Consider the following 17,869-nt stretch of genomic DNA (forward strand, 5'->3'; position numbering starts at 1 on the left):
CCGTACAGCAATTGTTTCTCTTATTATTTAGTCACAAGCATAGATTTTCACTTCATACATTTCTGCATGACCCTGCAATTTATCTCTTTACCTGCCCCATCAATTTTTATTACATTTCTTAAGCTGTTCCCTGATTGGCCGATTGGTAACCAGGTCCTGTTATAGAGATAAAAGATAAAGTTCTTTACCTTTTCAGCTATTATATAAAGCTATGTATTTTTCCGCAGATTTCTCCCATGCAAAATCAAAATTCATATTGGCATGAATAAGATTTTCCATCATTCCTTTTTGATTATAGACTCCCAGCGCCCTATTCATTGCATGGACAATATCATCTACGCCCGGGTAAGTAAAATTCAACCCTGCTCCTCCTGTGGAAATGTCTTCTACGGTATCCTTAAGTCCTCCCGTATATCTTACTACAGGAACGGTTCCGTATCGCATCGAATACATCTGATTCAATCCGCAAGGTTCCACTCTTGAGGGCATCAGAAGAAAATCTGCAGATGCATAGATTTTATGAGAAAGGTGCTCTTTATATCCAAGATCCAATGCAAAATTGGTATAGGTATAATCATATTCTTTCAGTTTATTCTCTATATAAGTATTTCCTGAACCCAGAATCATGATGTTTAAAGCGCCATAGCTTTGCTTGATACTTTTCCACACGACATCAGGCAAGAGATCTGCACCTTTTTCAGTAGCAAACCTTCCGATAAAAGCAAATAAAGGAAGTTCAGGTTTAAGCCCGTATTCTTTGCATAATTTCTCTTTATTTTTTTTCTTTTGGGCAACGGCATTTTTACTGGTGAAATTAAAATCAAGCATCGGATCTGTTTCAGGATTCCAGACTTCTGTATCAATACCGTTGATAATTCCGTAAGCCTTTCCGAATTCCTGACGGACCAGACTTTCCAATCCTCTGAAACTGATAAAAAGTTCCTCCAGATATCCTTCGGAAACCGTGGTAAAAGCATGAGAACATTTAATCATACTGGCCAGCGGATTAATCAATCCGTTCCAATCCATAAGTCCCCACTTATACCGGTCAAAAGACGGCATGTAATTCGCCATATCCCAGCTCATCATTCCCTGATACTCCCCATTATGAATAGTCCCGATAGTCTTTACCCCTTTCAGGGATATAAATTCGGGGCAATTTTCAATCATAAAAGGGACCAGACCTGTATGATAATCATGGCAATGCAAAATATCCGGCCGGATTTCCATTGCACACATCCAATGCAACAGCCCCTGCTGAAAGGCCAGGAACTGAAAACTTTCATCCTGATATCCATAGGGATTATCCCTGTCCAGCAATCCGGGAATTTTCACCATATATAATCCGAATCCCAGCGCATCGTTTTTTTCTTTTAAAATCTGAACCTGGAGCATGTTAGGTCCCTGATGAATAAAACCATCAAAAACAAGCTCAAACTCATGGTCATACACGAAAGGTTTATTATACCAGGGCATTACTACCCTGGCATCTACTCCTTTTATTTTATTCTGATATTTCGGAAGGGCCCCTACTACATCTGCAAGTCCTCCTACTTTGGCTACAGGATAACATTCTGTACTTAAATGATAGACAACCATTTTATCTTTTGTGTTTAATTCTGTGCAATTTATATTTTTTATCTTTTTTCTGTTTCAAAATAACTCCTGCTAACGGGGGCAGCTTTATTGTTATTGTTTTCTGATACCCTCGCCATTCTTCATATTTCTCTTCCAGGATTTCAGGATTCACTCCGCTACCACCGTATTCCATATCATCTGAATTTAAAACCACGTCCCAATGTGTTCCCGTATGAGTCCCGATTTTATAGTCAAGCACCCTGGGAGCCAGATTAAGAATCACCATACAAACATCATCCCTCCTTTTCCCTTTCCTTACATATACGTATATTGAATTTTCCAGATCATCAGCCTCCACCCATTCAAAACCGGCTTTCTCAAACTGATTTTCATAAAGTGCAGATTCTGTCCTGTAGAGATGGTTCAGCTCCTTTACAAGCGTCTGTAATCCTTTATGGACAGGATATTCCAGCAGATGCCAATCCAGGCTTCGGGTAAAATTCCATTCACTGGTTTGTCCGAACTCATCTCCCATAAAAAGCAGTTTGGCCCCCGGATGGGTAAACATATATACATACAAGGTACGAAGATTAGCAAACTTCTGCCACTCATCACCTCTCATTTTGTAAATTAAGCTTGCTTTTCCATGCACCACCTCATCATGGGACAAGGGCATCATATAATTTTCATTATACATGTACATAGAAGCAAATGTAAGCTTATAATGATGAAATTTCCTGTTGATAAAATCTTCCTTAAAATAATCCAGCGTGTCATGCATCCATCCCATCATCCATTTCATTCCGAAGCCCACCCCGCCATCATGAACAGGTTTTGTAAGCATAGGAAAATCTGAGCTTTCTTCTGCTATGGTTATAATATGATCCCCGAATTCCTTATATACTGCTGTATTGAATTCCTCCAGGAAAGTTTTTGCTTCGAGATTTACATTTCCTCCGTATATATTGGGTTCCCATTCTCCTTCGTTCCGGGAATAGTCCAGATGAAGCATTGAAGTTACTGCATCTACCCGTAATCCGTCAGTATGATACCGGTCCAGCCAGAACATGGCATTGGAAATAAGGAAAGATTTTACCTCATTTCTTCCGTAATTGAAAATATAAGATTTCCAGTCGGGATGAAAACCTTTTCTGGGATCTTCGTGTTCATAGAGATGGGTACCGTCAAAACGATGAAGTCCGTTGGCATCTCCCGGAAAGTGGGAAGGTACCCAATCCAGAATAACCCCGATATCATTCTGATGGAGCTCATCAATCAGAAACATCAGATCCTGAGGTGAGCCAAAACGTGAAGTCGCTGCATAAAAACCTGTAATCTGATATCCCCAGCTGGGATCATACGGATACTCCATTACCGGCATAAACTCCACATGGGTAAACTCCATTTCTTTAATATAGGGAATAAGTTTTTGGGCAATATCACGATAATTTAAAAACCGTTCGGGGGCATCTTTATCTCTTATCCATGATCCCAGATGCATTTCATATACGGATAGCGGGGCCTTCAGGCTATTTTTTTTCCATCTTTTTTCCATCCATCCTGCGTCATTCCATTCATACCAGGTGGTAGAAACCAATGAGGCGGCCTGAATATTTTGCTCCCAGCTTAAAGCATAAGGGTCACTTTTTTCCAGGATTTCACCTCTTGCCGTTTCAATAGCATATTTGTATAACGTTCCCCAGGTAAGTCCTTCTATAAATCCTTCCCAGATCCCTGATCCGTCCCATCTCGGAAACAGGATATGATCTTTATGATTCCAGTTATTAAAATTCCCGATCACGGAAACTTTTTTTGCATGGGGTGCCCAGACTGAAAAGTAGACGCCTTGTATACCGTCCTTCTCTACAGAATGGGCTCCGAATTTACCGTATAGCTTATAGTGCCTGCCTTCTTTGAAAAGGTACACATCATGATCAGTGAAAAGCGTATAGGTTTTAACAGAATTCATCAAGACCGGTTTGTATTTATATTTTCTCTGAAACTACGAAAAATACTGACAACAGCGGTTAATAATTAATCAAATAATCGTCAAGTTAATTTTTCTTCTCCACTCAATCTATCAAATATATCATTTTTTAAACTCACTTTTTTATGATTTCGAAACAAACTTTTTTATAAATTTAGCATCAACATTAACTAAACACACACGATGAGGTTTGAACTGTATACAGATGAAAAAGATGATAGACCTGTATTTATCACGGGAAATTTCAACAATTGGAATCCTAAAGACTACAACTATCAGCTCAAACAGAAAAATTCCAACACTTACTTTACAGAGATAGACAACCGGATTCTCCCGGACGAAATTGAATATAAATTTACCAAAGGAGGCTGGGAAAACGTAGAACTGGACCAATATGGAAATATCACTCCCAACCGGAAAGTAAAATTAACAGCAGGAAAAACCTGTGATACGGTTGAAAAATGGAGGCTGAACTGGGGGCCTTTCAAAGATGAGTTCTTTCCCATCGCTGAAGTAATTTCTGAAGAGTTTTATATTCCCCAGCTCGACCGGTACCGTAAAGTATGGGCCCTGCTTCCCCATGATTATTATGTATCCAATAAAAGCTATCCGGTTTTATACCTTCAGGATGCTCAGAACCTTTTCAATGAAGGCAGCGGTTTCGGAAACTGGGAAATTGATAAAAAACTCTCTATTCTTTCGGAATACGGGCGTGGTGACCTGATCATTATTGCAATAGAACATGGAAGTGAAGAAAGAATTAAAGAATATATTTTTGATAATGATAACGTTGCCAATGGCTCTGAGGGCAAAAAATACATCCGCTTCATTGCCGACACCTTAAAGCCCTTTGTAGACGAAAACTACCGTACTAAAAAAGATCGTGAAAATACAGGTATTGGCGGCAGCTCATTAGGTGCCCTTATCAGCATTTACAGTGGTTTCCTTTACCCGGAAGTATATTCTAAATTGTTGATTTTTTCCCCCTCACTCTGGGTAGAACCTAATAATAATTTTCCCATGATGAACTTCAGGGTTCCTTTTAAAACAAAAATCTATTTATATGGCGGAGGGCAGGAAGGTTCTAAAATGGTCAAAAGAATTCATATTTTCGAAGAGTATCTGAAAAGATGGGAAAAGAAAAACCTTTTTGATTTTGAATTCAGGACCAATATTAATCCTGAAGGTACACACAATGAATTTTATTGGTCCCAGGAATTTCCAAGAGCCATCGAATGGCTGTTTTATGACAATACTGAAAACCCGGTAGAAGTAAAACCTCAGCAACAAAGCATTAAGAACTAATTTTATGAAACTAATCAATAAAAAAAATAAAAACTACACTCAGGTTTTCCAGTTGTTCACTGAAGAAGAATGGATAAAATCAGGGAAAAATTTCAACAAAAACATAGATACATTTTTCACAGGGAAAAAGCATGAGGTTTTCATCAGTACTCATGAAGAGGGAATTATCTACTTTATTGGTCTGGGAAAATCCACCTTTCAGAATTTCGAGATTCAGCAGGTGGCCGTGAAGTTCTCACAAACCCAAAAAGAAAAGCTACAAAATGTTCCAACATTAATGATTGCAGATTTTCTTAACGAAAAACAATTTGAAGAGTTTGTAAAAGGATTGCTTATCGGAACCTATCATTACCCTTTTGAAAAAAGCCATCCTTTCTGGTCCCCTAAATTTGAACTTCATTTCGAAAACCTGAGCCAGAAAAAACTAGATCATATCATCCAAAGATCAGAAGCGATCAGCAATGGACAAATTGCCTGCCAGGAATGGCTGAATAAACCCGCAAACCTTAAAAAACCGGATACTTTCAGTCTGTACCTTAAAAACCTTGCTAAAAAATATGATTTAAAATATACGGTTTTCAACAGAAAGAAGTGTGAAGAGATAGGACTGGGTGCATATCTGGCCGTCAATCAGGCGAGTGCGTATGATGCAGCATTCACCATCCTGGAATATAAAACCACGGTAAAAAATGCCAAAACATTTGGCTTGGTGGGAAAATGTGTACTGTTTGACACCGGAGGAATTTCCCTGAAACCCTTTACCAATATGCATTATATGAAATCTGACTTGGGTGGGGCAACCGCTGTTTTGGGAACTTTAATCTACGCTGCAGAAATGAATCTGCCCGTTAATATCATCGCTGTTCTTCCTATCACAGATAATGCTATTTCTGAAAAAGCCCTGCTTCCAAGTGATGTTATTACAGCCTACAACGGGAAGACCATTGAGGTTATGGATACTGATGCCGAAGGCAGGCTGATTCTTGCCGATGGGCTTTCGTACTTAGCCAAAAACTATAAAACAGATTTCCTTATTGATCTGGCCACTTTGACAGGAAGTTCGGTAAGGATGTTTGGGGACACCTGCGGGGCACTTTTTTCCAACAATGAAGAACTGAAAAACCTTTTGATAAAGTCTGGAGACCAAACCAATCAAAGGCTCTGGAATCTGCCATTGTGGGAGGTTTGGAAAGACGATATACAGTCTGACGTAGCCGACTTGAAAAACATGTCCCTAAAACCTGTTGGAGATTGTATTATCGCTGCCAAATTCTTAGAGCATTTCATTGAAGGCCATTCTAAATGGGCTCATCTGGATATTGCAGGTGTGGCATTCGGAAATGTAGGCTATGCCAAGGAAAAAGCGGCTACTGGTTTTGGTGTCCAATTGCTGGTGAATTTAATCGAAAATTATCACTAAAAATTAGTTTATTACAAAAATTCTCTGTATACTTGATTAGTAGTTTTCAAAAGTACATCATATTTTCATTTTTGATATTAATCAAACAATAAAGATTTGCTTTTATTTTTGATAATCTACTAAAATTAAAAAAACATTATATGGAGGAGAAAATTATTGTATGCATTTCGTGCTATTACAAAGGCTACGATTTCATGGACGAAATGAAGAAGCTTGGTAATAAAATCATCTTAGTAACATCAGAGAACCTTAAAGAAAAAAACTGGCCCTGGCATGCTATTGAAGAGGCATATTATATGCCTGAGCTCAAACCGTCCGTCTGGAACCTGGAACATCTGATCCAGGGATTTTCACACCTGATGAAAACAAGGAAAATAGACGCGGTAGTTGCTCTTGATGATTATGATGTGGAAAAAGCAGCCCTGATCCGGGAAACCTTTCGTATTCCGGGAATGGGACAAACTACCCATCGTTATTTCAGAGATAAACTGGCTATGCGGCAAAAAGCAAAAGAATCAGACATCAACGTTCCGGAGTTCACAGCAGTCTTTAATGATGATATAGTAAATGATTTTGTAGACAGAACACCTCCCCCCTGGGTATTGAAACCCCGGTCGGAAGCATCTGCATCAGGTATCAAAAAAATTACTTCCAAAGAACAGCTTTTTGAAGCTTTGGACACATTGGGAGAAGAGCGTCATCTTTTTTTGCTGGAAAGTTTTAAACCCGGAGATGTATATCATGTAGACAGTCTGACCTTCCATAAAGAAATCGTATTTACTTCCGCTTCCAGATACCTTGCTCCACCTATGCAGGTATCCCATGAAGGAGGGGTATTCAGGTCCAAAACATTAGGAAGAGATTCTGAAGAATTTAAAGCACTGGAGGAGGTTAATGCCAGAGTACTATCCGGATTTGGTCTTATCAATGGAGCTACCCATACGGAGTTTATCCGGGGGAAAGAAGATGGAAAATGGTATTTCCTGGAAACCTCATCAAGAGTTGGAGGGGCCCATATCCCCGATTTGGTAGAAGCTTCCAGCGGGATCAATATCTGGAGAGAATGGGCAAGGATTGAAGATGCCCTTTTAAGAGGTAAGAGTTATCATATCTCCCCTCCTGCAGAATATTATTCGGGATTAATTGTTGCTCTGATTAAAGATAGAGAACCTGATTACAGCCAATTTGAATGCGAAGAAGCAGTAAAATTTCTTCCGATAGATTACCATGTAGGGATAGTTTATAAATCCCCTGATGCTGATATTATACAGGAAAGGTTAGACAGTGCTGCTAAAAAGATCCATACGGAAATGTTGAATATCCTGCCTCCCAAAAGCAGTAAACTGAGCAGCTAATTCATAATTATTAAACATGTAATCAATGCCTCAAACAGAACACACGGAATATTATTCAAACATACTAGGTGTAAGCCTTAAAGTAGAAGTAACCGGACATTACGGCTACCCTATTATTATGTTTCCTACCTCACAGGGACAATACACCCAAAACCATGATTTTCACCTTAACGGAAGTATCAATTGGTTTATTGAGCAGGGGAAAGTAAAGCTTTATAATATTCAGACCATTGATAGCTGGAGTTTTTATGATGACAAAATACCTCCTAAACAAAGGATAAGGAACTACGAGCGGTATGTACAGTTTCTGATCAAAGAATTTGTGCCTTATATCCAGAAACTTCATAAAGTTCATCGTGTGGCCGTAGCCGGAGCCAGTTTCGGAGGTTATCATGCGGCCAATTTTGCTTTCAGGTTTCCGGATGTCGTATCGCACTTATTCTGTCTTTCAGGAGCGTTCAGTATCAGAAATTTCATGGATGGATACTCCGATGATCTGGTCTATTTCAACTGCCCCAGAGAGTTTGTAAGAAATGATGAGGCCTGGAAATACAAGCACATGCATATTGTTCTGAGCACTTCCGATCAGGATATCTGTAAAGATAAAAATGTTGAAATGGCTGAAATTTTAAGAATAAAAGGGATAGATTTCTGGTACGATGAAAGAAAATGGATCGGTCATGACTGGCCGCTGTGGAGAATGGTTTTTCCAACATTTATCGGAGCCTATTTCTCTTAAAATTTTATAGCACTTAAAATTATTTTAAAGAACTGCTAACTGTTTAAGAAGTGTACTTAAGTCTTTGAAAATTTGGTTTCAATTTTCCGGATTTCACAATTGAAGACGTAATATTCTCTTCCCCGGGGATGCAGATGAAATATCTGGCTGAGTGGTAAAAAGGTGATATTTAAAACAGGACCGCAGAAATTATGACACTTATAAAAAATCAACAGAATATACACCATTAAAAACAAAAATTATGACAAAAAAAGTAGGAATTCTATTCGGTATGGAAGACACCTTTCCCTGGGCATTTATAGATAAAGTAAATGAACTGGGAGGTGGAGAAATCGTAGCCGAACCTGTTACCATTGACAAACTGGAACAGGGTGCAGATTATGGCTATGCGGTAATCATCGACAGAATTTCACAGGATGTTCCCTTTTACAGGGCTTATTTGAAAAATGCAGCGCTTAATGGCACTTACGTGATCAACAATCCGTTCTGGTGGAGTGCTGATGAAAAGTTTTTCAATAATGCCCTGATGACCAAACTGGGAATCCCCCTTCCAAAAACAGTATTACTGCCTTCCCATGAAAGGCCTGCCAATACTTCGGAAACTTCATTCAGGAATTTGAAATTCCCTCACGATTGGGAATACATCTTCAGCTATATTGGTTTTCCGGCCTATATGAAGCCTCACGACGGAGGAGGATGGAGAAATGTATACAGGGTGGAAAATCCGGATGATCTTTGGAATAAACTGGGAGAAACGGAACAACTGGTAATGATGGTTCAGGAAGAGATTGTCTTTGATGATTACTACAGAGTTTATTGCCTGGGCAGAAAATATGTTCATATTATGCCCTATGAACCCAGAAATGCTCCGCATTTACGATATGAAACAACTCATAAAACACAAGGAGAAGAACTGGAAAAATTACTGAAAACCATTCATGATTACACCATTACAATGAATGAAGCCCTAGGCTATGATTTCAATACGGTGGAATTTGCCGTGAGGGACGGTATTCCTTACGCTATCGATTTTTGCAACCCAGCTCCTGATGCAGACAGGAATTCCGTAGGAGAAGAAAATTTTGCGTGGATCATAGAACATGCTGCAAAACTGGCTGTGGAAAAAGCCAAAGAATATGTTCCGGGGAAACCTAATATCGCCTGGGGAACCTTTGTAAGGGATTCAATACAATAACATTGAACATAAATAAAAAAACACAAGAAAAATGCATCAGTTTACTATTGGAATAGAAGAAGAATATCAAATCATTGATGTAGAAAGCAGAGATCTCGTTTCTCATGTTTCAAAGATCATTGAAGGTGGAAAAGCTGTTTTAAGTGAAAATTTAAAACATGAAATGCACGAATCCATGATTGAAATGGAAACGGGTATCTGCCAGAATATTCAGGAAGCCAGAGCAGAGTTAACCAATTTAAGAAGACACCTGATCAATATTGCTCACGAACAGGGATTGCGGGTTTCCGGAGGCGGAACCCATCCTTTTTCGCATTGGTCAGATAATACAATTACTCAGGGAGAGAGATACATCAAAATTGTTGACGATATGGGAGATGTGGCCCGTGAAAATCTGATTTTTGGGCTTCATGTCCATATCGGTATTCCCAACCGTGAAGAAGGGGTAAGGATACAGAATGTAATGCGGTATTTTCTTCCTCATGTTTACGCCCTTTCCACCAATTCGCCTTTCTGGATCGGAAGGTATACAGGTTTCAAATCTTACCGGCAGGAGATATTTGTAAAATTCCCAAGGACCGGTATTCCGAGTTATTTCAACTCTTTATCTGAATTTGACAGCTATGTGGATCTTCTTGTTAAAACAGGAACCATTGATAATGCCAAGAAAATATGGTGGGATCTGAGGGTACATCCCTTCTATCCTACTATTGAATTTAGAATCTGCGATATGCCGCTCAGGATTGACGAAACTGTATGCCTTGCCGCTATTATGCAAAGCCTGGTTGCCAAGATCTACAAATTGCATCAGCAGAATCTGAGCTTCAGAAGCTACAGAAGGCTGCTTTTGAATGAAAATAAATGGCGTGCCTCCAAAAGCGGTATCGAAGCCCATCTTATCGATTTCGGAAAAGAAGAATCGGTTCCCTATCCTCATTTATTAAAAGAGCTTTTAGAATTTATAGACGATGTTGTAGATGATTTAGGATGCCGTAAGGAGGTGGAATATGCCTGGAAAATTCTTGAAAACGGAACCGGAGCCGACCGCCAGCTACAAATTTTCAAAGAAACAGGAGATCTGACAAAAGTTGTAGACTATATGATATCAGAAACCGAGTATGGCATAACACATGGCGAACCCGCTTCGTAATATTTTTGGTAACTTTACAAAAAATATGATGTAATGAAAGATATTCGAATTGCTCTGCTGGACATGAACAACAACCATGTGAATCAAGGCTTTAGGAACATTAAAGAGATTTCCGAAGCATTCCAGCAGAACTCTGAAGAAAATGTAACCATCCAAACATTTGATGTGAGGTTTAAAGATGAAATGCCGGAGATCGGAAACTTTGATATTTTTATTTCCTCAGGTGGACCGGGAACTCCCCACAGAGAAGGTTTTGAATGGGAAAACAGATTTGCCTGTTTTTTAGATGCAGTTTTTGAACATAATCAACACAATGAAGATAAAAAATACCTTTTCCTGATCTGCCATTCGTTTCAGCTGGCCAGCATCCATTGGAAACTGGGCAATATCTGTCCAAGAAAATCTTATTCTTTTGGAGTAATGCCGGTTCACAAAACCAAAGAAGGAAAGAATGAATTTTTATTCAAAAACCTCAAGGATCCTTTCTATGCAGTAGATTCCAGAGCTTATCAGTTTATAGAGCCGGACCACGACCGTCTTGAAGAATTGGGAATGAAAATTATGGCCATTGAAAAATTCCGTCCTCATATTAATCTTGAAAGGGCTGTAATGGCAATTCGTTTTTCAGAAGAAATATTCGGAACTCAATTCCACCCGGAAGCCAGCCCCGAAGCTTTGATTGAAAATCTCAAGGATGAAAAAAACAAAAAGGCAATGATTGAAAATTTCGGGATGGAAAAATACCTGGAAACCGTAGACAGAATAGATGATGAAGATAAAATCATCCTGACCAGAAACCAGATTCTTCCCAGGTTCCTGCAGTTCGCGAGAAAAAATATCTTAAAGGAAGCTGAGTCTTTGGCTTAATGCATAAAATAAAACACAAAAGTCACATTTTTTTAACACTTAAGTTTCTTTAAGTTACTACTAACTGTTTAAAAAGTACACTTAAGTTTCCTAAAAATATTTGATTGTCATCTTTATGTGGATTTTTAAACATAATCATTCTAAACTAACATAAGCATACTAAGCTTTTTATAACAATATTTTATGACTTTTGTAGTTAAATTATTTTGAATACCAAATCGGGCCAAAATGCTCGTTTTTTCAACATCACACAAAGAAAAAATATGATCCCAAAATACAGAAAGCAGTTTAACCGGGAATTTTCAGAAGAAAAATACCAACAGCTTAAGGATATTTTAAAACAAAAAAGCGGTATAGAGCCCTCTTTCAGAATTTCAGAAAGCCCTCTTTTCCTTACTAAAGAATTTGAAAATAAACTTATCGAAGCGAGTGACAGTATTATCAGCCAGATCAAAGCCATTCCTTCAGAAGTTCTTCAAAAAGCTATTCCTGAAAACTGCAGGGTACCCAATGACACACGGCAACCTCATTTTTTCACGATAGACTTTGGAATCTGCAGAAATGCGAACGGGGAAATTGAGCCACAGCTCATCGAGCTACAGGCATTCCCTTCACTCTACACCTTTCAAAAAATTTTTGAAGATACTTTTTGTGAAGTTTATCCTTTTCTTGCCGGCATCAGGAATCCAATGTCCTATGAAACCTTTAAAAATTACCTGAAGGAACTTATTGTAGGAGATGAAAATCCGGAAAATGTTGTCCTTCTTGAAATTTTCCCTGAAAAACAAAAAACAGCTATTGATTTTGCCCTCACAGAGCAATTGCTCGGCATAAAGACAGTCTGCCTGACCCAAGTAAAGAAAAAAGGCATGAAGCTTTATTATGAAAATAACGGACAATCTGTTGAAATTAAAAGAATTTACAACCGTGTTATTTTCGATGAACTTGACAATATACCTGATCTTAAAACTGAATTTGATTTCCGGGAAGAAGTGGATGTCAAATGGATTACTCATCCGAACTGGTTTTTTAAAATTTCAAAATTCTTACTTCCATTCCTGAAACATCAGTTTGTTCCTAAAAGTTATTTTCTTCATGAGTTTCCAGAAGATGAAAACCTTGAGAACTTTGTATTGAAACCGCTGTTTTCATTTGCCGGAAGCGGTGTAAATTTAAATCCAACCAGGGAGATCACTGATGCTATTGAAGACAAAGAGCATTATATCCTGCAGAGAAAAGTAACCTACGAACCTGTTTTTGAAGATATTAATGGAGACTTTTCAAAAGCTGAAATCCGTTTATTGTATATCTGGAAAGAAAATGATGAGCGTCCTGTTCTGCTGGAAAATCTGGGAAGGATGACGAAAGCAGCCATGGTAAACGTGGATTTCAATAAAAAAGATGCGATCTGGATCGGAAGTTCTAATGCTTTTTTTACAGAAGAATAAGTAAGGTATGCATATTTAAAAAAATGGCTATACTTTACAGTACAGCCATTCTTATTTCAAATTCTTGATTTTACAAATTCTTGTCGTCTTCCAGTAACTCTTTTGTCTGGTATTCCTGAACCAGGTCAATAGCATTGGAAATAACGTCGCTTAATGCTGTAATAAAGGTACCTTCTTCAGCCATTCCTATGGCATGCTTCAACGCTTCAATTTCCTTAGGAATAATTTCGTAGCTTACATCCCTTCCCGAAGACTGCATTCCTTCAATAATCAGTCCATTGATCTCATCTTCAGTTCTTCCGCGAAGGTGTTTTTCATTCCTGATAATGATATGATCGAACATTCTTCCCGCGATCTTTCCGCATTCTCTGATATCATTGTCACGTCTGTCTCCGACACCGGAAATAATACCTATTTTTTTGGTGGATTCTATATTTTTAAGATAATCTTCAATCGCCTCATAACCTGCCGGATTGTGGGCAAAGTCGATCAATACTTTAAAGTTTTTAAATTTGAAAACATTCAGTCTACCCGGAGTAAGCTGTGCACTTGGAATAAATGTCCTCAGGGAATTGGATATGTCTTCAATTCCAAATCCATAAAGATAGCTTGCCAGGCTTGCAGCCAATACATTTTCAATCATAAAGCGGGCCTTCCCTTCCATAGTAATCGGAAAATCTTTGGCTTTTCCTATTCTGATCTTCCAATCCCCCTTTTTAATAGTTACAAACCCTTCTTCGTATACACAGGTAATTTTTCCTTCTTTGGCAAACCTTACCATATGAGGATTATTTTCATCCATACTGAAGATAGCTACATTACAGTCGAGATCATTTACAATTCTCATGGAGTATTCATTATCAGCATTCAGTACGCTCCAGCCATTTTTCTTCACACTGTCCAATACCACTCTTTTCACTTTGGTAAGATCCTTCAGGCTATGGATATCGTTCATTCCCAGGTGATCTTCGGCAATATTCGTTAGTACACCTATATCACATTGGGAAAAGCCTAAACCTGAACGCAGGATACCTCCTCTGGCAGTTTCAAGAACGGCAAATTCTACGGTAGGATCTTTTAAAATGAATTCTGCAGAAAGCGGTCCTGTGGTATCTCCTTTAGACAGCATTGTATTCTGGATATAAATACCGTCTGAAGTGGTAAAGCCTACCCTATATCCATTACTTTTAACGATATGCGAAATCAGTCTTGTGGTGGTGGTTTTTCCATTGGTTCCTGTTACAGCAATAATTGGAATAGTAAAAGGTTTTCCCGGCGGATAAAGCATATCCACAACAGGAGCTGCTACATTTCTTGGTAAACCTTCACTTGGAGCCAGGTGCATTCTGAATCCGGGAGCTGCATTCACTTCTATGATTGCTCCACCGCTTTCTTTTAAAGGCTGTGTCAGGTTTTCTGCCATGATATCAATGCCGCATACGTCCAGGCCTATGATTTTAGAAATCCTTTCAGCCATGGTAATATTTTCCGGATGTACCATATCTGTAACATCAATTGATGTACCTCCTGTTGAAAGATTGGCTGTAGATTTCAGATAAACAATTTCCCCTTTCTGCGGAATAGTTTCAAGGGTATATTGAAGTTTTTCCAATAACGTTAAAGTATCTTTATCCACATCAATCTCGGTAAGCACATTTTCATGTCCGTATCCTCTTCTCGGATCTTTGTTTTCCTTTTCTATAAGCTGCTGAATATTCAGATCTCCATCTCCTACAACATGAGCAGGAACTCTTCTTGCAGCGGCCACCATTTTATTATTAATTACCAACACGCGGAAATCGTAACCGGTAATGTATTTTTCAACAATGACCTTTTTGGAATATTGCTGGGCATGTTCCAGACCTTTCTTAGCAGCTTCCCAATCGTTTACATTTATGGAAGAACCCTTTCCGTGGTTTCCGTCCAAAGGTTTTAAAACAACAGGATAACCAATTTTTCCGATAACACTTTTCAAACTTTCCTCATCTGCAACCAGATCTCCCAATGGCACCGGAATAGCTGCATCATGAAGCATTTTCTTTGTTAGTTCTTTATTACATGCAATATCCACAGCAATCGAACTGGTATTTCCTGTAATCGTTGCCTGAAAACGCTGTTGGTTCACTCCATAGCCAAGCTGTACCAAAGAGTTGGTTCCTAATCTGATCCACGGAATTTTTCTGGAAGCGGCCTCTTCTACAATACTTCCTGTAGATGGCCCGAGCCGCACACGCTCCCTGATTTCTTTTAATTTGTGGATACATGCATTCAGGTCATAGTCTTTCCCTTCAATTAATGCTTCTGCAATTTTAACTGCTTCTTCTGCGGCATAAATACCTGCATTTTCTTCAAGGTAATTGAAGACTACATTATAAACTCCCGGCGTTTTTGTTTCGCGGGTTCTTCCGAAACCAACGTCCATACCCGCCAATGTTTGAATTTCTAATGCAATATGCTCAATGACATGCCCCATCCAGGTTCCTGTTTCCACTCTATGGAAAAAGCCTCCCTCTACTCCTTCCGAGCAACGGTGGGTAATCAACGAGGGGATTAATTGTTCAATTCTTTCTCTGAATCCTGCAATTTTATTGGTAGGATATTCTTCCATCTCCTCAAGGTCCAATCTCATTTGTATCAGCTTCTTTCTTCTGATACTCCAGATGTTAGGACCACGTAGCGCCTGAATCTTTTCGATTTTCATAGTCTGTGGGCATTTTAACAGTTAACAATAACTCCTTTACCTCTCAAAGATAATGTAAAACCCCAAACAAAACCATACCGTAATTAAAGATTTACTAAAAAAAAAATAATTTTAATTAGCATTTTTAAAACATTAAAAATCGATTTAAAGATGGCATGGATTTCGCCAAATGTTAATTATTTTTTAATTTTGTAGTATGACGAAACCTGTTGGAAAATTAATAGTTATCGGTGGAGCTGTGAACAAAGGGAGCTTTGCAGAAACCGATTATGACCAGAATATCGAAAAGAATCTTAACTTTTTTGAACGAGGAATCCTAAGAAAGATTATCAACGAGTCAAAGCATAAGGAAGATTCAGTCATTGAAATTATCACCACCGCATCGCAGATTCCACAGATTGTAGGTGCCGAATATAAAAAAGCTTTTGAATTTCTTGGCGCAAAGAATGTCAATATTCTTGATGTTCACAACCGTGAAGAAGCCAATTCTGATGCGATAGTGGCAAGAGCCAATGCTGCCGATGTCATGATGTTTACCGGTGGAGATCAGCTGAGGCTTACATCTATTCTGGGAGGCACCAGGTTTCATGATACGGTTTTATTAAAATACCAGGAACAGGATTTCATTTATTCCGGGACTTCTGCCGGGGCTGCCGCAGCTTCAGAAAATATGATTTACCAGGGAAGCAGCTCGGAAGCTTTGTTAAAAGGAGAAATTAAAACAACACAAGGCCTCGGGCTCATTGATAATGTGATTATAGACACCCATTTTGTACAACGGGGCCGGATCGGACGCCTTTTCCAGGCTGTTGTCAACAATCCGAGAACATTGGGAATCGGGCTGGGAGAAGACACCGGTCTTTTTATTCATAATGATGTCATGACCGCAGTAGGTTCGGGGCTTGTAATCTTAGTAGACGGAAGATTTATTAAGGATACCAACCTTACCAATATCAATTTGGGAGAGCCTATTTCCATAGATAATTTAACTGTACATGTCATGTCTATGAATGATCACTATGACCTGACAACAAAAGTACTTACCATAGAAAACTCCCAGTTTAACCCGATTCCCCAGGATAGATAATGTACATCATAAGATGCAGGGGTCTGAATTTCATTTTGAATGAGAGATCTGGTATGAATAAAATCCTTATCTTTTCTCCGTGATTAACCAGGAACAGTATTATTAGCAATACAAATTCCTGCCATACGAAATTCTACTATTATGAAAATCATTATCCACGGCGGTTTTTTCTCAGAAAGCGACCAAAGCCATGAAATAAAAACGGCAAAACAAAATTCATTAAAGGAAATTGCGAAGAAAGCCTATGAATATCTTCAGGATCATTCTGCCTTTGACACGGTAGCGTATGCCGTTTCTCTTCTTGAGGATGATCCGCTGTACAATGCAGGAACCGGTTCTCAAATCCAGAGTGACGGTATTATCCGCATGAGTGCAGCTATTATGGATGGCGAAACCCAGAAATTAAGCGGTGTCATCAATATTCAGGATGTAAAAAATCCTATTTTCGTTGCCAAAGATCTGATCAGGGAAGATGACAGGGTTCTGGGAGGTCAGGGAGCCAAGAACTATGCTTCATCACATGGTTTTGATGATTTTTCTACTGAAATCCCTCAACGAAGAAAAGAATATGAAGCCAAGCGTAACAATGGAGGAAAAGGAACGGTAGGCTGTGTTGCTTTTGATAAGGACGGTAAACTGGCCGTTGCTACTTCTACAGGAGGTAAAGGTTTTGAAATCCCGGGACGAATTTCGGATTCTGCAACCGTGGCAGGAAATTATGCCAACTCATTCTGTGCCGTAAGCTGTACCGGTGTGGGAGAAGATATTGTAAGCAATGCTACTGCTGCTAAAATTGTGACCCGTGTTACGGATGGTATGAACCTTCAGACTGCCTTTAGCAAAACATTTGAAGAGCTTAAAACAATTGATGGATTTGCCGGAGCTATTGCCATTGATAAAGAAGGGAATATATTTCATCAGGACTCTTATCCTACCATGGTTTTTGCAAGTTTTGACGGCGAAAATTTTGAAGTCTTCTCATAAATTTAACATTTTTTTATAATTCCTATTATTTTTTTGGCACGTATTTTACATAA

Annotated in this window: 13 protein-coding genes; 10 read left to right on the plus strand and 3 right to left on the minus strand. The window is 38.8% G+C overall.

The annotated features are described in order from the left end of the window. Window positions 1-192 precede the first annotated feature (192 nt). On the minus strand, window positions 193-1,599 hold the full coding sequence (locus OK18_RS18795; protein ID WP_053328997.1) for a glycogen synthase: 1,407 nt from the start codon (window positions 1,597-1,599) through the stop codon (window positions 193-195). Between the two features lies 1 nt (window position 1,600). After that, entirely contained in the window at window positions 1,601-3,547 is a 1,947-nt protein-coding gene (gene glgB / locus OK18_RS18800; protein ID WP_053328998.1) for a 1,4-alpha-glucan branching protein GlgB, read from the minus strand. A 201-nt stretch (window positions 3,548-3,748) separates the two neighbouring features. Here glgB and OK18_RS18805 point away from each other — a divergent pair, with 201 nt between their 5' ends. The 8 genes from OK18_RS18805 to OK18_RS18840 all read left to right on the plus strand — a co-directional run bounded on the left by OK18_RS18805 (window position 3,749) and on the right by OK18_RS18840 (window position 13,044). Then, window positions 3,749-4,870: an alpha/beta hydrolase gene (locus tag OK18_RS18805; RefSeq protein WP_053328999.1), complete on the plus strand. Its 1,122-nt coding sequence runs from the start codon at window positions 3,749-3,751 to the stop codon at window positions 4,868-4,870. A gap of 4 nt (window positions 4,871-4,874) precedes the next feature. After that, window positions 4,875-6,290 carry a M17 family metallopeptidase gene (locus OK18_RS18810; RefSeq protein ID WP_053329000.1) on the plus strand — a complete coding sequence of 472 codons (1,416 nt, stop codon included), beginning with the start codon at window positions 4,875-4,877 and terminating at the stop codon, window positions 6,288-6,290. Between the two features lie 140 nt (window positions 6,291-6,430). Beyond that, on the plus strand, window positions 6,431-7,645 hold the full coding sequence (locus tag OK18_RS18815; RefSeq protein ID WP_050020803.1) for an ATP-grasp domain-containing protein: 1,215 nt from the start codon (window positions 6,431-6,433) through the stop codon (window positions 7,643-7,645). Between the two features lie 25 nt (window positions 7,646-7,670). Beyond that, on the plus strand, window positions 7,671-8,384 hold the full coding sequence (locus OK18_RS18820; protein ID WP_053329001.1) for an alpha/beta hydrolase-fold protein: 714 nt from the start codon (window positions 7,671-7,673) through the stop codon (window positions 8,382-8,384). A 241-nt stretch (window positions 8,385-8,625) separates the two neighbouring features. After that, window positions 8,626-9,579: an ATP-grasp domain-containing protein gene (locus OK18_RS18825; protein ID WP_050020801.1), complete on the plus strand. Its 954-nt coding sequence runs from the start codon at window positions 8,626-8,628 to the stop codon at window positions 9,577-9,579. A gap of 31 nt (window positions 9,580-9,610) precedes the next feature. Further along, complete coding sequence (locus OK18_RS18830) at window positions 9,611-10,729, plus strand: carboxylate-amine ligase (protein ID WP_053329002.1); 1,119 nt, start codon at window positions 9,611-9,613, stop codon at window positions 10,727-10,729. A gap of 33 nt (window positions 10,730-10,762) precedes the next feature. Next, complete coding sequence (locus OK18_RS18835) at window positions 10,763-11,596, plus strand: type 1 glutamine amidotransferase (protein ID WP_050020799.1); 834 nt, start codon at window positions 10,763-10,765, stop codon at window positions 11,594-11,596. A 263-nt stretch (window positions 11,597-11,859) separates the two neighbouring features. Next, window positions 11,860-13,044 (plus strand): hypothetical protein, encoded by a 1,185-nt coding sequence (locus OK18_RS18840; RefSeq protein WP_053329432.1) that lies wholly within the window; start codon window positions 11,860-11,862, stop codon window positions 13,042-13,044. 70 nt (window positions 13,045-13,114) lie between these two features. Here the strand turns inward: OK18_RS18840 and cphA are convergent, their stop codons facing one another. After that, on the minus strand, window positions 13,115-15,745 hold the full coding sequence (gene cphA, locus OK18_RS18845; RefSeq protein ID WP_053329003.1) for a cyanophycin synthetase: 2,631 nt from the start codon (window positions 15,743-15,745) through the stop codon (window positions 13,115-13,117). A 196-nt stretch (window positions 15,746-15,941) separates the two neighbouring features. On the opposite strand from cphA, the gene OK18_RS18850 reads away from it, so the two are divergent. Further along, window positions 15,942-16,832 carry a cyanophycinase gene (locus tag OK18_RS18850; RefSeq protein ID WP_050020798.1) on the plus strand — a complete coding sequence of 297 codons (891 nt, stop codon included), beginning with the start codon at window positions 15,942-15,944 and terminating at the stop codon, window positions 16,830-16,832. Between the two features lie 141 nt (window positions 16,833-16,973). Beyond that, window positions 16,974-17,816, plus strand: coding sequence for an isoaspartyl peptidase/L-asparaginase (locus OK18_RS18855; RefSeq protein ID WP_053329004.1), 843 nt, complete (start codon window positions 16,974-16,976; stop codon window positions 17,814-17,816). Window positions 17,817-17,869: the final 53 nt, after the last annotated feature.

It is taken from the genome of Chryseobacterium gallinarum, from assembly GCF_001021975.1.
GTDB classification, from domain to species: Bacteria; Bacteroidota; Bacteroidia; order Flavobacteriales; family Weeksellaceae; genus Chryseobacterium; species Chryseobacterium gallinarum.